15 protein-coding genes are annotated in these 14931 nt (G+C 66.8%); 8 read left to right on the top strand and 7 right to left on the bottom strand.

The genetic code is table 11. The features are described from left to right. The first annotated feature begins 169 nt into the window (after positions 1–169). The 3 genes from gyrB (at position 170) to AC3WMA_RS19065 (ending at position 4957) form a co-directional block, all read left to right on the top strand. Complete coding sequence (gyrB, locus tag AC3WMA_RS19055) at positions 170–2608, top strand: DNA topoisomerase (ATP-hydrolyzing) subunit B (protein ID WP_492286922.1); 2439 nt, start codon at positions 170–172, stop codon at positions 2606–2608. Positions 2609–2627: 19 nt separating this feature from the next. Beyond that, positions 2628–3101, top strand: coding sequence for a Cys-tRNA(Pro) deacylase (gene ybaK, locus AC3WMA_RS19060; RefSeq protein ID WP_492286923.1), 474 nt, complete (start codon positions 2628–2630; stop codon positions 3099–3101). 233 nt (positions 3102–3334) lie between these two features. Next, on the top strand, positions 3335–4957 hold the full coding sequence (locus AC3WMA_RS19065) for an ABC-F family ATP-binding cassette domain-containing protein (protein ID WP_492286924.1): 1623 nt from the start codon (positions 3335–3337) through the stop codon (positions 4955–4957). 116 nt (positions 4958–5073) lie between these two features. Here the strand turns inward: AC3WMA_RS19065 and AC3WMA_RS19070 are convergent, their stop codons facing one another. Continuing rightward, complete coding sequence (locus AC3WMA_RS19070; RefSeq protein WP_492286925.1) at positions 5074–6003, bottom strand: glutaminase; 930 nt, start codon at positions 6001–6003, stop codon at positions 5074–5076. Positions 6004–6139: 136 nt separating this feature from the next. Between AC3WMA_RS19070 and AC3WMA_RS19075 the strand changes: the two genes are divergently transcribed. After that, on the top strand, positions 6140–6652 hold the full coding sequence (locus tag AC3WMA_RS19075; RefSeq protein ID WP_492286926.1) for a hypothetical protein: 513 nt from the start codon (positions 6140–6142) through the stop codon (positions 6650–6652). Between the two features lie 3 nt (positions 6653–6655). Here AC3WMA_RS19075 and AC3WMA_RS19080 read toward each other — a convergent pair whose 3' ends face one another. From AC3WMA_RS19080 to AC3WMA_RS19090, 3 genes are all read right to left on the bottom strand, one after another. Continuing rightward, positions 6656–7849, bottom strand: coding sequence for a GGDEF domain-containing protein (locus tag AC3WMA_RS19080; protein ID WP_492286927.1), 1194 nt, complete (start codon positions 7847–7849; stop codon positions 6656–6658). Between the two features lie 144 nt (positions 7850–7993). After that, a complete protein-coding gene (locus tag AC3WMA_RS19085; protein WP_492286928.1) occupies positions 7994–8788 on the bottom strand; it encodes a class I SAM-dependent methyltransferase in 795 nt (264 codons plus the stop codon). A gap of 122 nt (positions 8789–8910) precedes the next feature. After that, positions 8911–9666 carry a Crp/Fnr family transcriptional regulator gene (locus AC3WMA_RS19090; protein ID WP_492286929.1) on the bottom strand — a complete coding sequence of 252 codons (756 nt, stop codon included), beginning with the start codon at positions 9664–9666 and terminating at the stop codon, positions 8911–8913. A 183-nt stretch (positions 9667–9849) separates the two neighbouring features. Between AC3WMA_RS19090 and AC3WMA_RS19095 the strand changes: the two genes are divergently transcribed. Then, entirely contained in the window at positions 9850–10137 is a 288-nt protein-coding gene (locus AC3WMA_RS19095; protein WP_257733232.1) for a hypothetical protein, read from the top strand. A gap of 78 nt (positions 10138–10215) precedes the next feature. Here AC3WMA_RS19095 and AC3WMA_RS19100 read toward each other — a convergent pair whose 3' ends face one another. The 3 genes from AC3WMA_RS19100 to AC3WMA_RS19110 are packed head-to-tail and all read right to left on the bottom strand — an operon-like array spanning position 10216 to position 12669. Further along, positions 10216–11868: a histidine kinase dimerization/phosphoacceptor domain -containing protein gene (locus AC3WMA_RS19100; protein ID WP_492286930.1), complete on the bottom strand. Its 1653-nt coding sequence runs from the start codon at positions 11866–11868 to the stop codon at positions 10216–10218. After that, positions 11868–12482, bottom strand: coding sequence for a sigma-70 family RNA polymerase sigma factor (locus AC3WMA_RS19105; protein ID WP_492286931.1), 615 nt, complete (start codon positions 12480–12482; stop codon positions 11868–11870). Before AC3WMA_RS19105 ends, AC3WMA_RS19100 begins: the two co-directional genes overlap by 1 nt. Further along, positions 12469–12669, bottom strand: coding sequence for a NepR family anti-sigma factor (locus AC3WMA_RS19110; RefSeq protein WP_492286932.1), 201 nt, complete (start codon positions 12667–12669; stop codon positions 12469–12471). The genes AC3WMA_RS19105 and AC3WMA_RS19110 overlap by 14 nt, the downstream gene beginning before the upstream one ends. 258 nt (positions 12670–12927) lie before the next feature. On the opposite strand from AC3WMA_RS19110, the gene AC3WMA_RS19115 reads away from it, so the two are divergent. From AC3WMA_RS19115 to AC3WMA_RS19125, 3 genes are all read left to right on the top strand, one after another. Then, the gene (locus AC3WMA_RS19115) at positions 12928–13722 is read left to right on the top strand and encodes a response regulator (RefSeq protein ID WP_492286933.1); all 795 of its coding nucleotides are present in this window, start codon (positions 12928–12930) and stop codon (positions 13720–13722) included. Between the two features lie 140 nt (positions 13723–13862). Beyond that, the gene (locus tag AC3WMA_RS19120; protein ID WP_257733228.1) at positions 13863–14027 is read left to right on the top strand and encodes a hypothetical protein; all 165 of its coding nucleotides are present in this window, start codon (positions 13863–13865) and stop codon (positions 14025–14027) included. A gap of 194 nt (positions 14028–14221) precedes the next feature. Further along, positions 14222–14884, top strand: a complete 663-nt coding sequence (locus AC3WMA_RS19125) for an extensin-like domain-containing protein (protein ID WP_492286934.1) — start codon at positions 14222–14224, stop codon at positions 14882–14884. Positions 14885–14931: the final 47 nt, after the last annotated feature.

The raw sequence follows: 14931 nt of genomic DNA on the forward strand, positions 1-14931 counted from the left end.
AGATGCTCGGGTCAAGCCCGTGCATGACGGCTTGGCCCTGGCGTCAACGAAAACGCGCCTCCACGCGCACGCACGCGTAGGCGCGTGAAAAAGCCATCGTCTCAGCCTATATTGTCGTTTCGAATCAGGATCATCGCGGGCGCGTGCTCGCCCGCTCAGGAACCACTTCATGACCGATGCCGCCCTCAGCGCCCAGCCCGACGACTACGGCGCCGATTCCATCAAGGTTCTCAAGGGCCTGGACGCGGTGCGCAAGCGGCCCGGCATGTATATCGGCGATACCGATGACGGCTCCGGCCTGCATCACATGGTCTACGAGGTCGTCGACAACGCGATCGACGAGGCGCTCGCCGGCCATGCCGACCTCGTCACGGTGACGCTGAATGCCGACGGATCGGTCACCGTCAGCGATAACGGGCGCGGCATCCCGACCGATATCCACAGCGAGGAAGGCATCTCGGCGGCCGAGGTCATCATGACCCAGCTCCATGCCGGCGGTAAATTCGACCAGAACTCCTACAAGGTCTCGGGCGGCCTGCACGGCGTCGGCGTCTCCGTCGTCAATGCGCTCTCGGTTTCGCTCAAGCTGCGCATCTGGCGCGGCGGTAACGAGCACTACATGGAATTCCGCCATGGCGACGCCGTCGCCCCGCTCGCGGTCGTCGGCCCGCAGGGCGACAGGCGCGGCACCGAGGTGACCTTCCTGCCCTCGCAGGAGACCTTCACCATGGTGGAGTTCGACTACAAGACGCTGGAGCACCGCCTGCGCGAGCTCGCCTTCCTGAACTCGGGCGTGCGCATCGTCCTGACCGATGCGCGCCATGCCGAAGTCGTCCGCGAGGAGCTGATGTACGACGGCGGCGTCGAGGCCTTCGTGCGCTATCTCGACCGCGCCAAGTCCTCAGTGATCGACAAGCCGATCATGCTGACCTCGGAGAAGGACGGCATCACCGTCGATGTCGCGCTGTGGTGGAACGACAGCTACCACGAGAACGTGCTCTGCTTCACCAACAACATCCCGCAGCGCGACGGCGGCACCCATCTCGCCGGCTTCCGCGCCGCGCTGACGCGCCAGATCACCGGCTATGCCGAAAGCTCCGGCATCTCCAAGAAGGAGAAGGTCTCGCTCACCGGCGACGATTGCCGCGAAGGCCTGACCGCGATCGTCTCGGTCAAGGTTCCCGACCCGAAATTCTCCTCGCAGACCAAGGACAAGCTGGTTTCGTCCGAAGTCCGCCCGGTCGTCGAGAACGTCGTCAACCAGGCGCTGTCGGAATGGCTGGAGGAGCATCCTGGCGAGGCCAAGACCATCGTCGGCAAGGTGGCGGAAGCCGCCGCCGCCCGCGAGGCCGCCCGCAAGGCGCGCGACCTCACCCGCCGCAAGGGCGCGCTCGATATCGCCTCGCTTCCCGGCAAGCTCGCGGATTGCCAGGAGCGCGATCCCGCCAAGTCCGAACTCTTCATCGTCGAGGGTGACTCGGCCGGCGGCTCCGCCAAGCAGGGCCGTGCCCGCGAATACCAGGCCGTGCTGCCGCTGCGCGGCAAGATCCTGAACGTCGAGCGGGCGCGCTTCGACAAGATGCTCTCGTCCGATCAGGTCGGCACGCTGATCACGGCGCTCGGCGCCGGCATCGGTCGCGCCGAGGCCGACCAGGGCGGCTTCAACCTGGCGAAGCTGCGCTACCACAAGATCATCATCATGACCGACGCCGACGTCGACGGCGCCCATATCCGCACCTTGCTGCTGACCTTCTTCTACCGGCAGATGCCGGAGCTGATCGATGCCGGCCATCTCTTCATCGCCCAGCCGCCGCTCTACAAGGCGGCGCGCGGCAAGAGCCATGTCTATCTCAAGGACGAGCGGGCTCTGGAGCAGTATCTGGTCGACTCGACGCTCGACGGCGCGACCTTCCGCACCAGCGAGGGTGTCGAGCGCGGCGGCGAGGACCTGCGCGTCCTGATCGAGGAAGCCCGCAACGTCCGCAACGCGCTGGCGCAACTGCATTCGCGCTATGACCGCCGGGTCGTCGAGCAGATGGCGATCGCCGGCGTGCTGCATCCGGTCAGCGAAGACGACGAGGCCAAGGCGAACGAAGCCGCGGCCTATGTCGCGCGCCGGCTCGATGCGATCTCGGACGAGCTGGAGCGCGGCTGGGAAGGCAAGGTCAGCGAGGGCGGCTTCGTCTTCTCGCGGATGATCCGTGGCGTGAAGCAGGCAGCGACGATCGATGCGGGACTGCTGGCCAGCGCCGAAGCCCGCAAACTCGACGCGGCCGCGACCTCGCTGCAGGAAGCCTATGCCAAGCCGGGCGTGCTCAGCCGCAAGGGCGATACCTTCACCGTCAACGGCCCGAGCGACCTGTTCGACGCGGTCTCGACCATCGGCAAGAAGGGCGTCTCGCTGCAGCGCTACAAAGGCCTGGGCGAGATGAACCCAGACCAGCTCTGGGAGACGACACTCGACCGCGACGTGCGCTCGCTGCTGCGCGTGAAGAACGACCAGAACGACGAGGCCGACGATCTCTTCGTCAAGCTGATGGGCGATGTCGTCGAGCCGCGGCGCGAGTTCATCCAGACCAACGCGCTGAACGCGACGGTCGATATCTGATCGCCACCAAGACGCGACGATGGCCCAGACGACCCCCGCCACGCTGGCGCTGAAGCAGCTCGGAATCCGTTTCGAGCTGCACAGCTATGCCTATGACCCGAATGCCGAGCGCGTCGGGTTGCAGGCGGCGGAGGCGCTGGGCGAGCCGCCCCACCGCGTGCTCAAGACATTGATCGCGCAGGTCGACGGCAAGCCGGTCTGCATCGTGCTCGCCTCCGACCGCGAGGCCAGCATGAAGAAGGTCGCGGCGGCCTTCGGCGGGAAGGCTGCGGCAATGATGCCGGTGCCCGATGCCGAGCGCCTGACCGGCTACAAGGTCGGCGGGGTCAGCCCCTTCGGCCAGAAGCGCAAATTGCCGACGATCGTGGACGAACCGGCCTCTGCCGAGGTGCTGGTCTATGTCAATGGCGGTCAGCGCGGCCTGCAGATCGCGCTCGCCCCCGCCGATCTCCTGAGCGCAGCCAATGCCCGCAGCGCCGTCATCTCGGCCTGATAGCGGCCAATAGCCTTCCCCTGACCGCCTTCATCGCGTAGAGCGCTCTCCAATCAATTCATCCACCCCCGTCATCCCGGACAAGCCGCGAAGCGGCGCCGATCCGGGATCCATCGTAGAGCTCCGGCGCCCTTCGATGGATCCCGGGACAAGCCCGGGATGACGGCGCGGTTCCGCCAATCGCCGCCCCACGGCGGCAATAGGCGCCGCTCCTGCCAAGGTTCCCCATTTCCATGATCCGCCTCGAGAACATCAGCAAGCAGAACGGAAAGCAGATCGTCTTCATCGAGGCCTCGGCCGGGCTTCTGAAGGGCGAGAAGGTCGGGCTTGTCGGGCCGAACGGCGCCGGCAAGACCACCTTGTTCCGGATGATCACCGGCGAGGAAGCGCCCGACGAAGGCGTGGTCTCGACCGATCGCGGCATCACCATCGGCTATTTCAGCCAGGATGTCGGCGAGATGGCCGGGCGCAGCGCCGTTGCCGAGGTGATGGACGGGGCCGGCCCCGTCAGCACGGTCGCGGCCGAGCTTGCCGAACTCGAAGCCGCCATGGTCGATCCCGACAGGGCCGACGAGATGGAGGCGATCATCACCCGCTATGGCGAGGTGCAGGGCCGGTTCGAGGAACTCGACGGCTATGCGCTCGACGGCCGGGCGCGGGAGGTGCTCGCAGGGCTCGGCTTCAGCGAGGAGATGATGGAGGGCGATGTCGGCGGTCTCTCCGGCGGCTGGAAGATGCGCGTCGCGCTCGCCCGCATCCTCCTGATGCGCCCGGATGCGATGCTGCTCGACGAGCCGTCGAACCATCTCGATCTCGAAAGCCTGATCTGGCTGGAATCCTTCCTGAAGAACTATGACGGCGCCGTGCTGATGACCTCGCATGACCGCGAGTTCATGAACCGCATCGTCGGCAAGATCATCGAGATCGATGGCGGCGCGCTGACGAGCTATTCCGGCGATTACGAGTTCTACCAGCAGCAGCGCGCGCTGGCCGAGAAGCAGATGCAGGCGCAGTTCGAGCGTCAGCAGGCGATGCTCGCCAAGGAGATCGCCTTCATCGAGCGCTTCAAGGCGCGCGCCTCGCATGCCGCGCAGGTGCAGAGCCGTGTGAAGAAGCTGGAGAAGATCGACCGCGTCGAGCCGCCGCGGCGGCGCCAGAGCGTCGCCTTCGAGTTCCAGCCGGCGCCGCGCTCCGGCGACGACGTCGTCAGCATCAAGAACGTGAACAAGGCCTATGGCAGCCGCAGCATCTATGACGGGCTGAATTTCCAGATCCAGCGCAAGGAGCGCTGGTGCGTGCTCGGCGTCAACGGCGCCGGCAAATCGACGCTGCTGAAGCTCGTCACCGGCACGACCGAGCCGGATACCGGCACGGTCAATATCGGCGCCAGCGTCAAGCTCGGCTATTTCGCCCAGCACGCCATGGAGGTGCTCGACGGCGAGCGCACCGTGTTCGAGGCGCTGGAAGATCGCTTTCCGCAGGCCGGGCAGGGTTCGCTCCGGTCGCTGGCGGGCTGCTTCGGCTTCTCGGGCGACGATGTCGAGAAGCGTTGCCGCGTGCTCTCGGGCGGCGAGAAGGCACGGCTGGTCATGGCGATGATGCTCTACGACCCGCCGAATTTCCTGGTGCTGGACGAGCCGACCAACCATCTCGACATCGCCACCAAGGAAATGCTGATCACCGCGCTCTCGAACTACGAGGGCACGATGCTCTTCGTCAGCCACGACCGGCATTTCCTCGCCGCGTTGTCGAACCGCCTGCTGGAGCTGACACCGGACGGCGTCCATGCCTATGGCGGCGGCTATACCGAGTATGTCGCCCGCACCGGGCAGGAAGCGCCGGGATTGCGCAGCTAAACCTCCCCGTCATTCTCGGGCGAAGCGAAGCGCAGACCCGAGAATCTTCGGCAGGAAGAGGCGCCCTTCTCGGCACGAGATGCTCGGGTCAAGCCCGAGCATGACGAGCCCTCCCTCTACCGTGCGAAGACCGACCAGCCCGTCGCTTCGGTCAAACGTTCCAGCGCCAGCGTGCCGAGCAGGGAATTGCCGTTGGCGTTGAGGCCGGGCGACCAGACCGCAATCGCGGCCTTGCCCGGCGCGATCGCCAAAATGCCGCCGCCGACGCCGGACTTGCCGGGCAGGCCGACGCGGAAGGCGAAATCGCCCGAAGCATCGTAATGGCCGCAGGTCAGCATCAGCGCGTTGATGCGCCGCGCCCGCTGACCTGAGACGACGCGCGGCCCGCCGGGCTCGTAATAGCCGCCATGCATCAGGAAGCGCCCGGCCATGGCGAGCTGGCGACAGGTCATCGCGATGGCGCATTGATGGAAATAGACGCCGAGCGTCAGTTCGGGCGCATGGGTGATGTTGCCGAAGGCCTTCATGTAGTTCGCGAGCGCGATGTTGCGGAAGCCGGTCACCTGCTCGGCCCGCGCCACCGCTTCGTCGATGATGATCGTATCGTCATCGGCGAGATAGCGCATGAAGCGCAGCAACTCACCGATGGCGACGCGCGGCTCATGGCCGGCGAGGTTGATATCGGCGACAACGAGGGCGCCGGCATTGATGAAGGGATTGCGCGGCACGCCCTGCTCGCGCTCGAGCTGGACGATCGAGTTGAAGGGCGTGCCCGAAGGCTCGCGCCCGACCCGGCGCCAGAGCGTGTCGCCGACCTTGCCGAGCGCCTGCGTCAGCGCAAACACCTTCGAGACGCTCTGGATCGAGAAGGGCTCCTCGCTGTCGCCGGAGGCATGGATCTCGCCATCGGCCATCACGACGCAGAGTCCGAACTGGCGAGGATCGATGCGGGCGAGCGGCGGAATATAGGTCGCGACCTCGCCGCGCTCCTGCGCGCCGCGCATCTCGTCGGTGATGTCGCGGACCAGCCGCCCGATATCCGTCACGCTTCCCGCCCCGGCTGTTCCGTCCCGGCGCGACAGCCAAGCCCTAGCGCGCACCTGTGGTCAAGCACGGAACGAAGCCGTTGCGGCGCGGGCGAAACTGCGCTGATCTGATGTTCCGAAGCCGGAGGCTACCAGAATGCACCGCGCTGCCGTCGTTTCCGCCCTGATTTTCGCCGCTCCCGTCATGGCCCGCCCGCTCGAAAGCGAGTTGCCCCCGAAGCGGGATGCCTGCTGGGAGCGCGCTTACGACGAGGCCCATCTCAAGGCGCATCCGCAGCAGAAGGTCACCAAGATCCGCCTCGTCCACAAGCCCGGAAACTGGCAGGCCGAGCCGCATGCGGCGCTCTATGTCGCTGTTTATTTCAACCTGCGCCAGCGCACGACCACCGGCCGCTTCGACTACCAGCTCAGCGGTTTTTGCAAGCCGCAGGGCAAGGGCCTGCGTTGTGTGCCGGAATGGGATGCCGGCAACTGGCGATTGGAGAGCGGGCCGCAAGGCGCGCTCGATATCCGCAATGGCGGGATCACCGCCAATCCCAACCCCTATGACGCCGAGGAGATCGCCGACAACGCAGTGAAGATCCCCGCCAAGCCCGATGACGGGCTCTGGCGGCTGATGCCTGCCACGGAGCCTTGCGAGATCGAGTAGGTCTTACTGCAATCGCGGGTGGCGCCCGCCGGCGGCACGCGCGTCCAGCACGGAACGCTGGCCGGCGATGACGCAGAGCGACTTGCCGCGCGACTTCGCCTGATAGAGCGCCGCATCGGCTGCGGCCATCAGGCTGGTCATGTCGCGGCCATGCTCTGGCGCCAACGCGATCCCGACGGAGGCGCCGATATTGAGCTGGTGGCCGCTGTCGAGTTCGTAGGGCTCAGAGATCTCGCGGACGATGCGCTCACCGAAGCGCTGGAGCTGCACCCGCTCGGTCTGCTCGGAGAGGACGACGAACTCGTCTCCGCCGATGCGCGCCGCGATATCGGTGCTGCGGACGAGGCCGCGCAAGCGTTCGGCGACGAGCTGGAGCAGGGCATCGCCGGCCATATGCCCGTAATTGTCGTTGACCGCCTTGAAGCCGTCGAGATCGAGATAGACCAGCGCCACACCGCGCGGCGCGGCCTCGTTCTCGAAGCGGGTGGCGAAGGCCGTGGCGAGGCCCGTGCGGTTCGACAGGCCGGTGAGCATGTCATGCCGGGCGTGAAAGGCATTCTCGCGCTCGGCCCGCATCGTCGAGATCAGCATGGCGTTCAGCTTGTAGGCGGCGACCGTCATGCTGAAGAGGTAGAGCGGGATCTGCATGAAGGTGATCAGCAGCATCGGCTCGGACAGGAAGGGCGTCGCGAGCACGCAGGGCCCCAGCGTCAGCCCGATCATCACGCCGGCCATGCGCGGCGCGGCGAAGTTGCGGAAGCAGATGCCGCCGACCATCGCGGCGGCCGAGAGGCAGGCCAGCGTCGCCGCGACCCAGTCACCGCTCGTCAGGCAGAGGAAGGTGCCGGCCCCGATGCCGGCCGCCCAGGCGACGCCGAGCAGCAGATAGAGATCGGTCGGGGTCGAGGCGCCGCGCGCGGCCCGGCGGCGGGCCTGTATCAGCACGACCAGGCGGATGCTGCAGCAGAGCAGCTCGAAGGCGCACCACAGCATGAAAGGCGGGGTCGGGATGCGCCAGGCGATCAGGAAGGAGACCGCGAGCGAGTTGACCACGCCGCCGATGAAGATCGGGAGCGTGCCGTAGAGGCTGCCGATCAGTGCGACCCGGATTTCCGGCGGCACATCCGGCCCGGCATCCGCCAGCCAACGCGTCAGACGCCAACGCGGCAAACTGTAACGGAGGACTGCGCCACTCATCGGCTGTTTAGGCTCCTCACCGGCAGGCCGGCCAGCAAGCAGCCGGCCGCGCGTGCTGCCTAACAGCGAGGTCTTACGAATCCGTATGGAAACGGCGACAATTCGCGGGAAACGCCGATGACGCAGCGTCAACTCGGCGAAAAATCAACGAATCTGGCGATAAACCCAAACCCGCGCCGGCGGGATATTGCGCAGCACCCAGTCTGACACGGAGGCCTTGAGCCCCGAGCCCTTGCGCGGGATTGGCGAGATCACCGAATAGGTGAACTGGATGAAGGGCGCGCCGTCCACGAGCAGCGGAAACACCTCGCGCGCCAATGCGGTGCGCGCGGCGGGCGGGCGGTTGAACAGCGGCAGGCTGGAGACAAGCGCGATCGCCTTCTCCTGGAGATGGCCGGCCAGCGTCGTCGCCAGGGCATAGGCATCGCCCTGCACCACCGTCGCCCGCGGAAAACGCTTGCGCAGCAATTCGCAGAATTCGGGGCTGTACTCGACGAGGATCAGGCGGCTTTCGTCGATGCCCCGCTCGATCAGCGCCTCGGTGACCGGGCCGGTGCCGGGGCCGATCTCGATGACCGGGCCGGGCTGCTCGGGATCGACATAGGACGCCATCCGCTTGGCCAGCGCCGGGCTCGACGGCGTGACCGAGCCGGTCCGGCGGGGGTCGTCGAGCCAGGACTTGATGAAGCGCGCCTCGTCGCCCAGCTTCGCCTTGGCTTCGCTGACGCGATTCTTGAGCTTCTCGGCCTTGCTGCGGACCTCGCCCTCGACCTTGTAGCGAACGGCCGCGACCTTCAGCTTCGCCTCGGCCACGCGATCGACGAGATCGGCGGCGGTGACACGCATCTCGCCCTCGATCCGCGTCGCGACGCGGGACTGCCCAAGACGGGCGGCCAGCGATGCGGCACGCGGTGGGCGATGGCGGATCGTCGAAGACATGACACCCCTTGAACGCCGCGGAGACGACGCGTCTGACGCAAATCACGTTACCTGCGCGGCATATGGGGTCAAGAGCGGGCTGCCGCCAAGCTTTTATTCCATGTCGAAACCCCCCGGCGCCGTCAGATCAGCGGCCTTGGGGCCATGGTTCGTTCGTAGACTGCCGCCATCCGCGCCGTCAGGTGCGGGTTCAGCAGGGTCAGCCGCCCCTGGGAGAGCGAGAACAGGCCTTCCTTGCGCAGCCGCGACCAGGTCTTGCTGGTGTGGACGAGCGAGAGGCCGAGCGCATCGGCGATCTGCTGCTGCGAAAGCGGAAAGGCGAAGCTGTCATTGGTCACGAGGCCTAGCGCATCGGCCCGGTGATGAAGCGAGATGATCAGGGCGGCGAGGCGCTCGGCCGCGTTGCGCTGCCCGACCGAGGTCAGGTTGTCGTCCACCATGCTTTCCTCGCGCGAGCCGAGCCAGGCCACCTCATAGGCCAGCGTCGGCATCCGTTCGAACAGCTCCCACAGGCGCTTGCGCGGGAAGACGCAAAGCTCGACATCGGTCAGTGCCTCGATGCCATGCTCCGCGGCACTGAGCAGCGATGCCTGCAATCCCACGAGATCGCCTGGCAGCAGGAAGTTGAGGATCTGGCGGCGCCCGTCCGGCAGGGATTTGTAGCGGAAGGCCCAGCCCGAATAGAGCGTGTAGAGCTCCGCATCCTCCTGACCGGGATGAATGATGTCGAGGCCCGCGCGCACGGTCCGGTGATCGACCTTCATCGTCTGGATGAAGCGGATCTCGTCATCGGTCTTGTCCCGGAAGGCCGGCTTCAGCCGCAAGGGACAGGCGAGGCACGGCGTGCCGAGGCGGGCCGGCCGGTTGGCGATGTTCATGGTCGAATGCGATCCCCCGATCCCCGGCAGGGAGCCGGCTTCGGGACAACGCAGCGACGCGGCTCAGCGTTCCGCAAGGACATGGCCGATCGCCTTTCGCAGGTTTCAGGGAACCAAAGCGCCGTTTCGGACGTTTTCCAAACCGAAAGCCGGTCAATCGACCGGCCAGCCCTGGAGACATACATGCCGAAGTCCAGCCTCGCGCCGGCCATGCGCGCCATCGTCTTCTTCGGCCTCATGGGGACGGCGGTGACCGGCCTGACCCTGGGTGCCGGGCTCCAGATGCCCGAAGACCAGAGCTCGACGACGGTGGCGCTGGCCAAGGGCGCGAGCGAGCGCGGCTATGCCGATAGCCTGCAGGTCGCTGCCGTGGACCATGCCGACCGCTCGCGCAGCACCGCCAAGCGCGCGATCGCGTCGCCGTCGCAGCAGGCGATGGCCGGTGGGCCGGTCACGCATATCGTGCGCTGACGCGCCAACGAATTCTTCTGACAAGCGCGCAGCCAGTCCCGAACGGTCTGGCGGCGCGTTTTCGTTTGAGCCAGTGCCTCAGGAGCCGTGGCCGATCCGCCAGCGGCCGAGGCTCCGGCCATGAGGCTCCTGCGTCTGCACCGCCTCGATCTGAGTGAGCAGGCCGGCGAAGAGCCGCGGCGGCGCGCTGTGCCCGATATCGCGATCGACTTCGAGGCCGACCTCGATCGCGGAGGCGTCGACATCCAGCACCTCCACGGCGATCCGGACGCCAGGCGTACCTCGCAAGGCGCGGGACGCGACATCGGCCACGAGAAAGCCGAGCGGAATGATCCGGTCGACGGACAACGTCGCAGCGGTCTCGATCCGGCTCGTCACCCACTGGTCGCGGCTGCGGATCAGGTTGGAGATCATCGTGACGACATCGTCCAGAAAGAGATCGATCCGGACCGGCTGCATCTCACCGTCGGCGAGCGTGAAGCGATAGGCTGCCGACAGCACATGCACGCGGCATTCGGCATCGGCCAGCGCCAGCCGCGCCTCGTCGCGATGATCGCGCTTGCTCAGCCCGATATAGCTCTGCACGACCTGAAGGCTGTTCTTGACCCGGTGATGCAGCTCGCGGACGAGGAAGCGGTTGTCGTCGAGCGCGGTCTGGAGACGGCGCTGGCGAACCTCCTGCTCCTCGACCATGCCGTTGAAGGCCTCGGCGACGCTGCGGATGTCGCTCGGCATGTCCTCCGCCACAGCGGCACGAACCCGGTTATTGGTGGTCCGCGAGCGGGCCGCGACCTCGATGCCGCGCAGCCAGCGCAGGCAATGTTTCTCGATCGCCCGCATGCAGACGAGGCAGAGCAGGGCGAGCGTCAGGAGCGGCGCGAGCAGCAGCACGACGAATTGCAGCCGCGCCGCCTCGGCCGGGCGGTCGTCGAAGCTCGCGACGATGTAGAAATCCGGCTCCGCGACCATCCGGGCGGCATAGACGCTGACCTCGCCCGCACGGCTCGGGCCGGCCCAGCGGGCATGCTTCTCGGGAATCAGGTCGGTGCGCGGCAGCCAGGACATGTCCCGGTTCTCACCCCGGCTGGCGACGAGGCCGGCATCGCGGCCAACCAACGCGACGTTCAGGACCTGGCCGTCCTCGCCGAGGTCGAAGACATTCTCGAGCAGTTCCGGGGAGACCAGCAGGAGCGCCTGCTGCAAGCCGCCATTCGCACCTGGAAGGTCGGAAGCGAGGATCGCGAGATAGCGCCGCCCGCCGGCCGTGACCTGATCGTAGCGCATCCGGCCGAGATTGGCGCCGTTCCACATCCCGATCGCCGACCGGCCGGCCAGCTTGCCGGCTATGCCGTCCAGCGTTTCAGCAGAAATGTCGGGATCGAGCGCCCCGGTGCAGAGCCGCCCGTCAGCCTGCCGCAACAGGAAGGCGCGGAATCCTCCGGCCCGCTCCATCGCCTTGACGCCGGCATCGCGGCAGCCGGGCGCATCGAGGCCGAACTCCCCCGCCGTGGTGCCGAAGGCAAGCAAGGCGCGCGACATCCCGCGATACCAGACGCGGGTGCGCACCGCGAAATCATCGACGGTACGCGATTGCGCCGCCTCGATCGCGACGATTGCGGCCCGATAGGTGGCGTAGGCCGCGAAGGCCGAGGCGCAGGCGATCGGGATGGCGATCACGACCAGCAAAGCCAGCAGACGTGTCCGGACAGTGCTGAAACGCCGCAAACGCATCAGGAGCCAACAGGTTCGGAACCAACTCTCTGCATCGCCGCCGCGTTGGTGCGGCCCGGCCCGAGATCGTCGACGCTGCCGATGGAGAGCAGTTCGGCGAGTTTCGTGCGGGCGCGATTGACCCGGCTCTTGATCGTGCCGATCGCCACGCCGCAGATCTCGGCCGCTTCCTCATAGGACAGCCCGGTCGCGCCGACCATGATCAGCACCTCGCGCTGCTCCTCCGGGAGCTTCGCCAGCGCCTTGCGGAAATCGGCGAGATCGAGATGGCTCTCCTGGTTACCGTGGGTCGCCATGCGCTCGGCATAGGTGCCTTCGCTGTCCTGCACCTCGCGGCCGCGCTTGCGGTAGAGCGAGTAATAGGTGTTGCGCAGGATGGTGAAGAGCCAGGCGCGCAGGCTGGTGCCGGGTTCGAACTTGTCGGAATTGCCCCAGGCCTTCAGCAGCGTGTCCTGCACGAGGTCGTCGGCCAGCTGCATCGAGCCCGAAAGCGAGGCGGCGAAAGCGCGGAGATTGGGAATCTCGCGGATCAGCCCGTCCTTGAAATCTTCGGTCCTGCGTTCCCGCGCCAGAGTCTCGACCTGACTGGCGGACGCGATCTCAGTGGGACTCATCGCGCGACGCTCCAGCTGCACGCTGCTCGGTCGCCTCAAGCTGCGCCAGCAGCACGAGAAACTTGTCGGGCACGGGTGCGTTCACGATGTCGTCGTAATGGGCCTTGAGGGAGCGGCCGATGGATTCCTGCACCTTGGGGTCCAAAACCAGATCGAAACCCTCGTCGGGATCCTCCGGCTCAGTCATCGCTGCATCCAACCTGCTCATATCAGCCCTCGCACCACCACCGGGTCAGCTTTTCCAGCCGATCCCACATCTCTACGTCCCGTCATACCTGGTCTTGCCACTTCCTGCCGGCGACGCCGAAGCGAGGTCGCGATGGCGACACCAATGCGCCTTAACAACGGGCCTCCCAGCCCAAGGTTCCATGATCCCGCAAAAATAAATTCCTTGTTTCCGACGCATCCTAAGCCATTATTCCAGCACGTTAAAAGGGACGCGTTCATGTCGATTGCAAAAGAAATTGCGCCTCATCTTCCTTATCTGCGCCGGTTCGCGCGGGCGCTCTGCGGCAGCCAGCCGAGCGGCGACGCCTATGTCGTCGCCATGCTGGAAGCATTGGTCGCGGACCCCTCCGGGTTCCCGCGCGACATCGATCCTCGCATCGGCCTGTACAAGACGTTCCTGAAGCTGTGGTCCTCGGCCAGCGTCGATGCCGCAGCCCCGATCGTGGAGCTGTCGCGCGCGCCGGCCGAGCGCAATCTCGAGGCGCTGACCCCGCGCCCGCGCCAGGCCTTCCTGCTGCGCACCGTGGAAGGCTTCCCGCTCGACGACGTCGCCAAGGTGATGGACGTCACGGCCGCCGAGGCTTCCGCACTGATCCAGACCGCCGGGCAGGAAATCGCCGAGCAGGTGGCGACCGAGGTCCTCATCATCGAGGACGAGCCGATCATCGCGCTCGACATCGAGACGATGGTCGAGGAGCTCGGCCATACCGTCACCGGCGTCGCCCGCACCCAGCGCGAGGCGCTCGCGCTCGTCGCCAAGCGGCGGCCGGGCCTGGTGCTTGCCGATATCCAGCTCGCCGATGGCAGCTCGGGCCTCGACGCCGTCAACGAGATCCTGTCCTCGATCGACGTGCCGGTGATCTTCATCACCGCCTATCCCGAGCGGCTCCTGACCGGCGACCGGCCGGAGCCCGCCTTCCTGATCACCAAGCCGTTCCAGCCGGAGGCCGTGAAGGCCGCGATCAGCCAGGCCCTGTTCTTCGACCGCCGCGCCGGCCGCAAGGCCGCCTGACGCCTCGACCATCGTCGAAAGCGATCAAGGCCCGCGGCTGACATCCGCGGGCCTTTTTTCTTGCCGTCCGGAACCAGAGCGGAAATGATGCGTTCCGCGTTGAATGACAGTTTCGTTTGCAGTTGGGGAGGGCGTGGATCATGGCGACGACCTGCTTCTCGGCCGCGATCGCGGCACTATCGATCGGGACTGCCCTCTTCTCAGGATTCATCCAACCGGGAGCCCCGAGCGCGGAGATTCTCTCACTCGCGCTCGCCGGGCTGACCGGTCTGGCGATCGCCAGCGCCTCGGCCCTGGACAGCTAGTCAGCCACGACGATCAAGACGCTGGCAGACGCAAGGCGTCGTGCGCCGCAGGCGCGTGGCCCGGCGGCGGCAGAGGAATCGTCGCACGTATCGCTGCCATTGGAATCGTGCTCCTGCCGATCGTCGCCGCCCCGGCCACCGCGCCACTGTCCCAGCAGCGCCCCCCGCCGCGCCCGCCAGAACTGCGGCCGTCCATGCCGAGCGCCCCGGCGCCGCCCGAAGCGCCTGCGGCCGTACCGCCACCTTCGAGCGCCGCAAGCCCAGCACCGCCATCCGAACAGCCATCATGCGTTGCCGCACTCGCCGCCATCCCCGGCAACCGCGTCCTGCCGGCCAGCCCCGATCCCAAAAACACCGACCCCGCCTGTCGCGTCAGCGAACCCGTCCGGGTCGAGGCTCTCGCCATCAGGCGGCCGGGCGGCAGCGCCAGCGTATCCTTCGATCCCCCGCCGGTGCTGAGCTGCGCCATGGCGAAGACCCTTGCCGGCTGGCTCGACAGCAGCGTCCAGCCTTTGGCGCGCGGCCATTTCGAGCGCGACCTCGTGGCCCTGCGTGTCGGCGGCGGGCATGAATGCCGGCGGCGCAACCGGGCCTCGGCCGGCCCTGTCAGCGAACACGCGACAGGCCAGGCACTCGACATCTTCGCTTTCAAGCTGGGGAGCGACGGCGGCGCGTCACAAGTCGTGGTGGAGAAGCCGGAAGGTCTGGCGCAGAACCGCTTCCTCGATGCTGTCAGGCAATCGGCCTGCGGTGCCTTCATGACCACGCTGGGGCCGGGCTCGGACGCGGCCCATGCCAATCACCTGCACATCGATATCCAGGAGCGACGTTCTCGCGCCTCCCGCTTCTGCCAATAACGAGGCGAGAGCATTTTCGCGCGAAGTGGGCGCAGGTTCACGTGAAG

The organism is Allobosea sp. FW305-C-101, from assembly GCF_058783685.1.

Coding starts and splice junctions, on each gene's coding strand:
- gyrB (WP_492286922.1), top strand. CDS start 170: ATGACCGATGCCGCCCTCAGCGCCCAGCCCGACGACTACGGCGCCGAT.
- AC3WMA_RS19095 (WP_257733232.1), top strand. CDS start 9,850: ATGCCGAAGTCCAGCCTCGCGCCGGCCATGCGCGCCATCGTCTTCTTC.
- AC3WMA_RS19115 (WP_492286933.1), top strand. CDS start 12,928: ATGTCGATTGCAAAAGAAATTGCGCCTCATCTTCCTTATCTGCGCCGG.
- AC3WMA_RS19125 (WP_492286934.1), top strand. CDS start 14,222: ATGCCGAGCGCCCCGGCGCCGCCCGAAGCGCCTGCGGCCGTACCGCCA.
- AC3WMA_RS19100 (WP_492286930.1), bottom strand. CDS start 11,868: ATGCGTTTGCGGCGTTTCAGCACTGTCCGGACACGTCTGCTGGCTTTG.
- AC3WMA_RS19105 (WP_492286931.1), bottom strand. CDS start 12,482: ATGAGTCCCACTGAGATCGCGTCCGCCAGTCAGGTCGAGACTCTGGCG.
- ybaK (WP_492286923.1), top strand. CDS start 2,628: ATGGCCCAGACGACCCCCGCCACGCTGGCGCTGAAGCAGCTCGGAATC.
- AC3WMA_RS19090 (WP_492286929.1), bottom strand. CDS start 9,666: ATGAACATCGCCAACCGGCCGGCCCGCCTCGGCACGCCGTGCCTCGCC.
- AC3WMA_RS19085 (WP_492286928.1), bottom strand. CDS start 8,788: ATGTCTTCGACGATCCGCCATCGCCCACCGCGTGCCGCATCGCTGGCC.
- AC3WMA_RS19075 (WP_492286926.1), top strand. CDS start 6,140: ATGCACCGCGCTGCCGTCGTTTCCGCCCTGATTTTCGCCGCTCCCGTC.
- AC3WMA_RS19120 (WP_257733228.1), top strand. CDS start 13,863: ATGGCGACGACCTGCTTCTCGGCCGCGATCGCGGCACTATCGATCGGG.
- AC3WMA_RS19110 (WP_492286932.1), bottom strand. CDS start 12,669: ATGACTGAGCCGGAGGATCCCGACGAGGGTTTCGATCTGGTTTTGGAC.
- AC3WMA_RS19080 (WP_492286927.1), bottom strand. CDS start 7,849: ATGAGTGGCGCAGTCCTCCGTTACAGTTTGCCGCGTTGGCGTCTGACG.
- AC3WMA_RS19065 (WP_492286924.1), top strand. CDS start 3,335: ATGATCCGCCTCGAGAACATCAGCAAGCAGAACGGAAAGCAGATCGTC.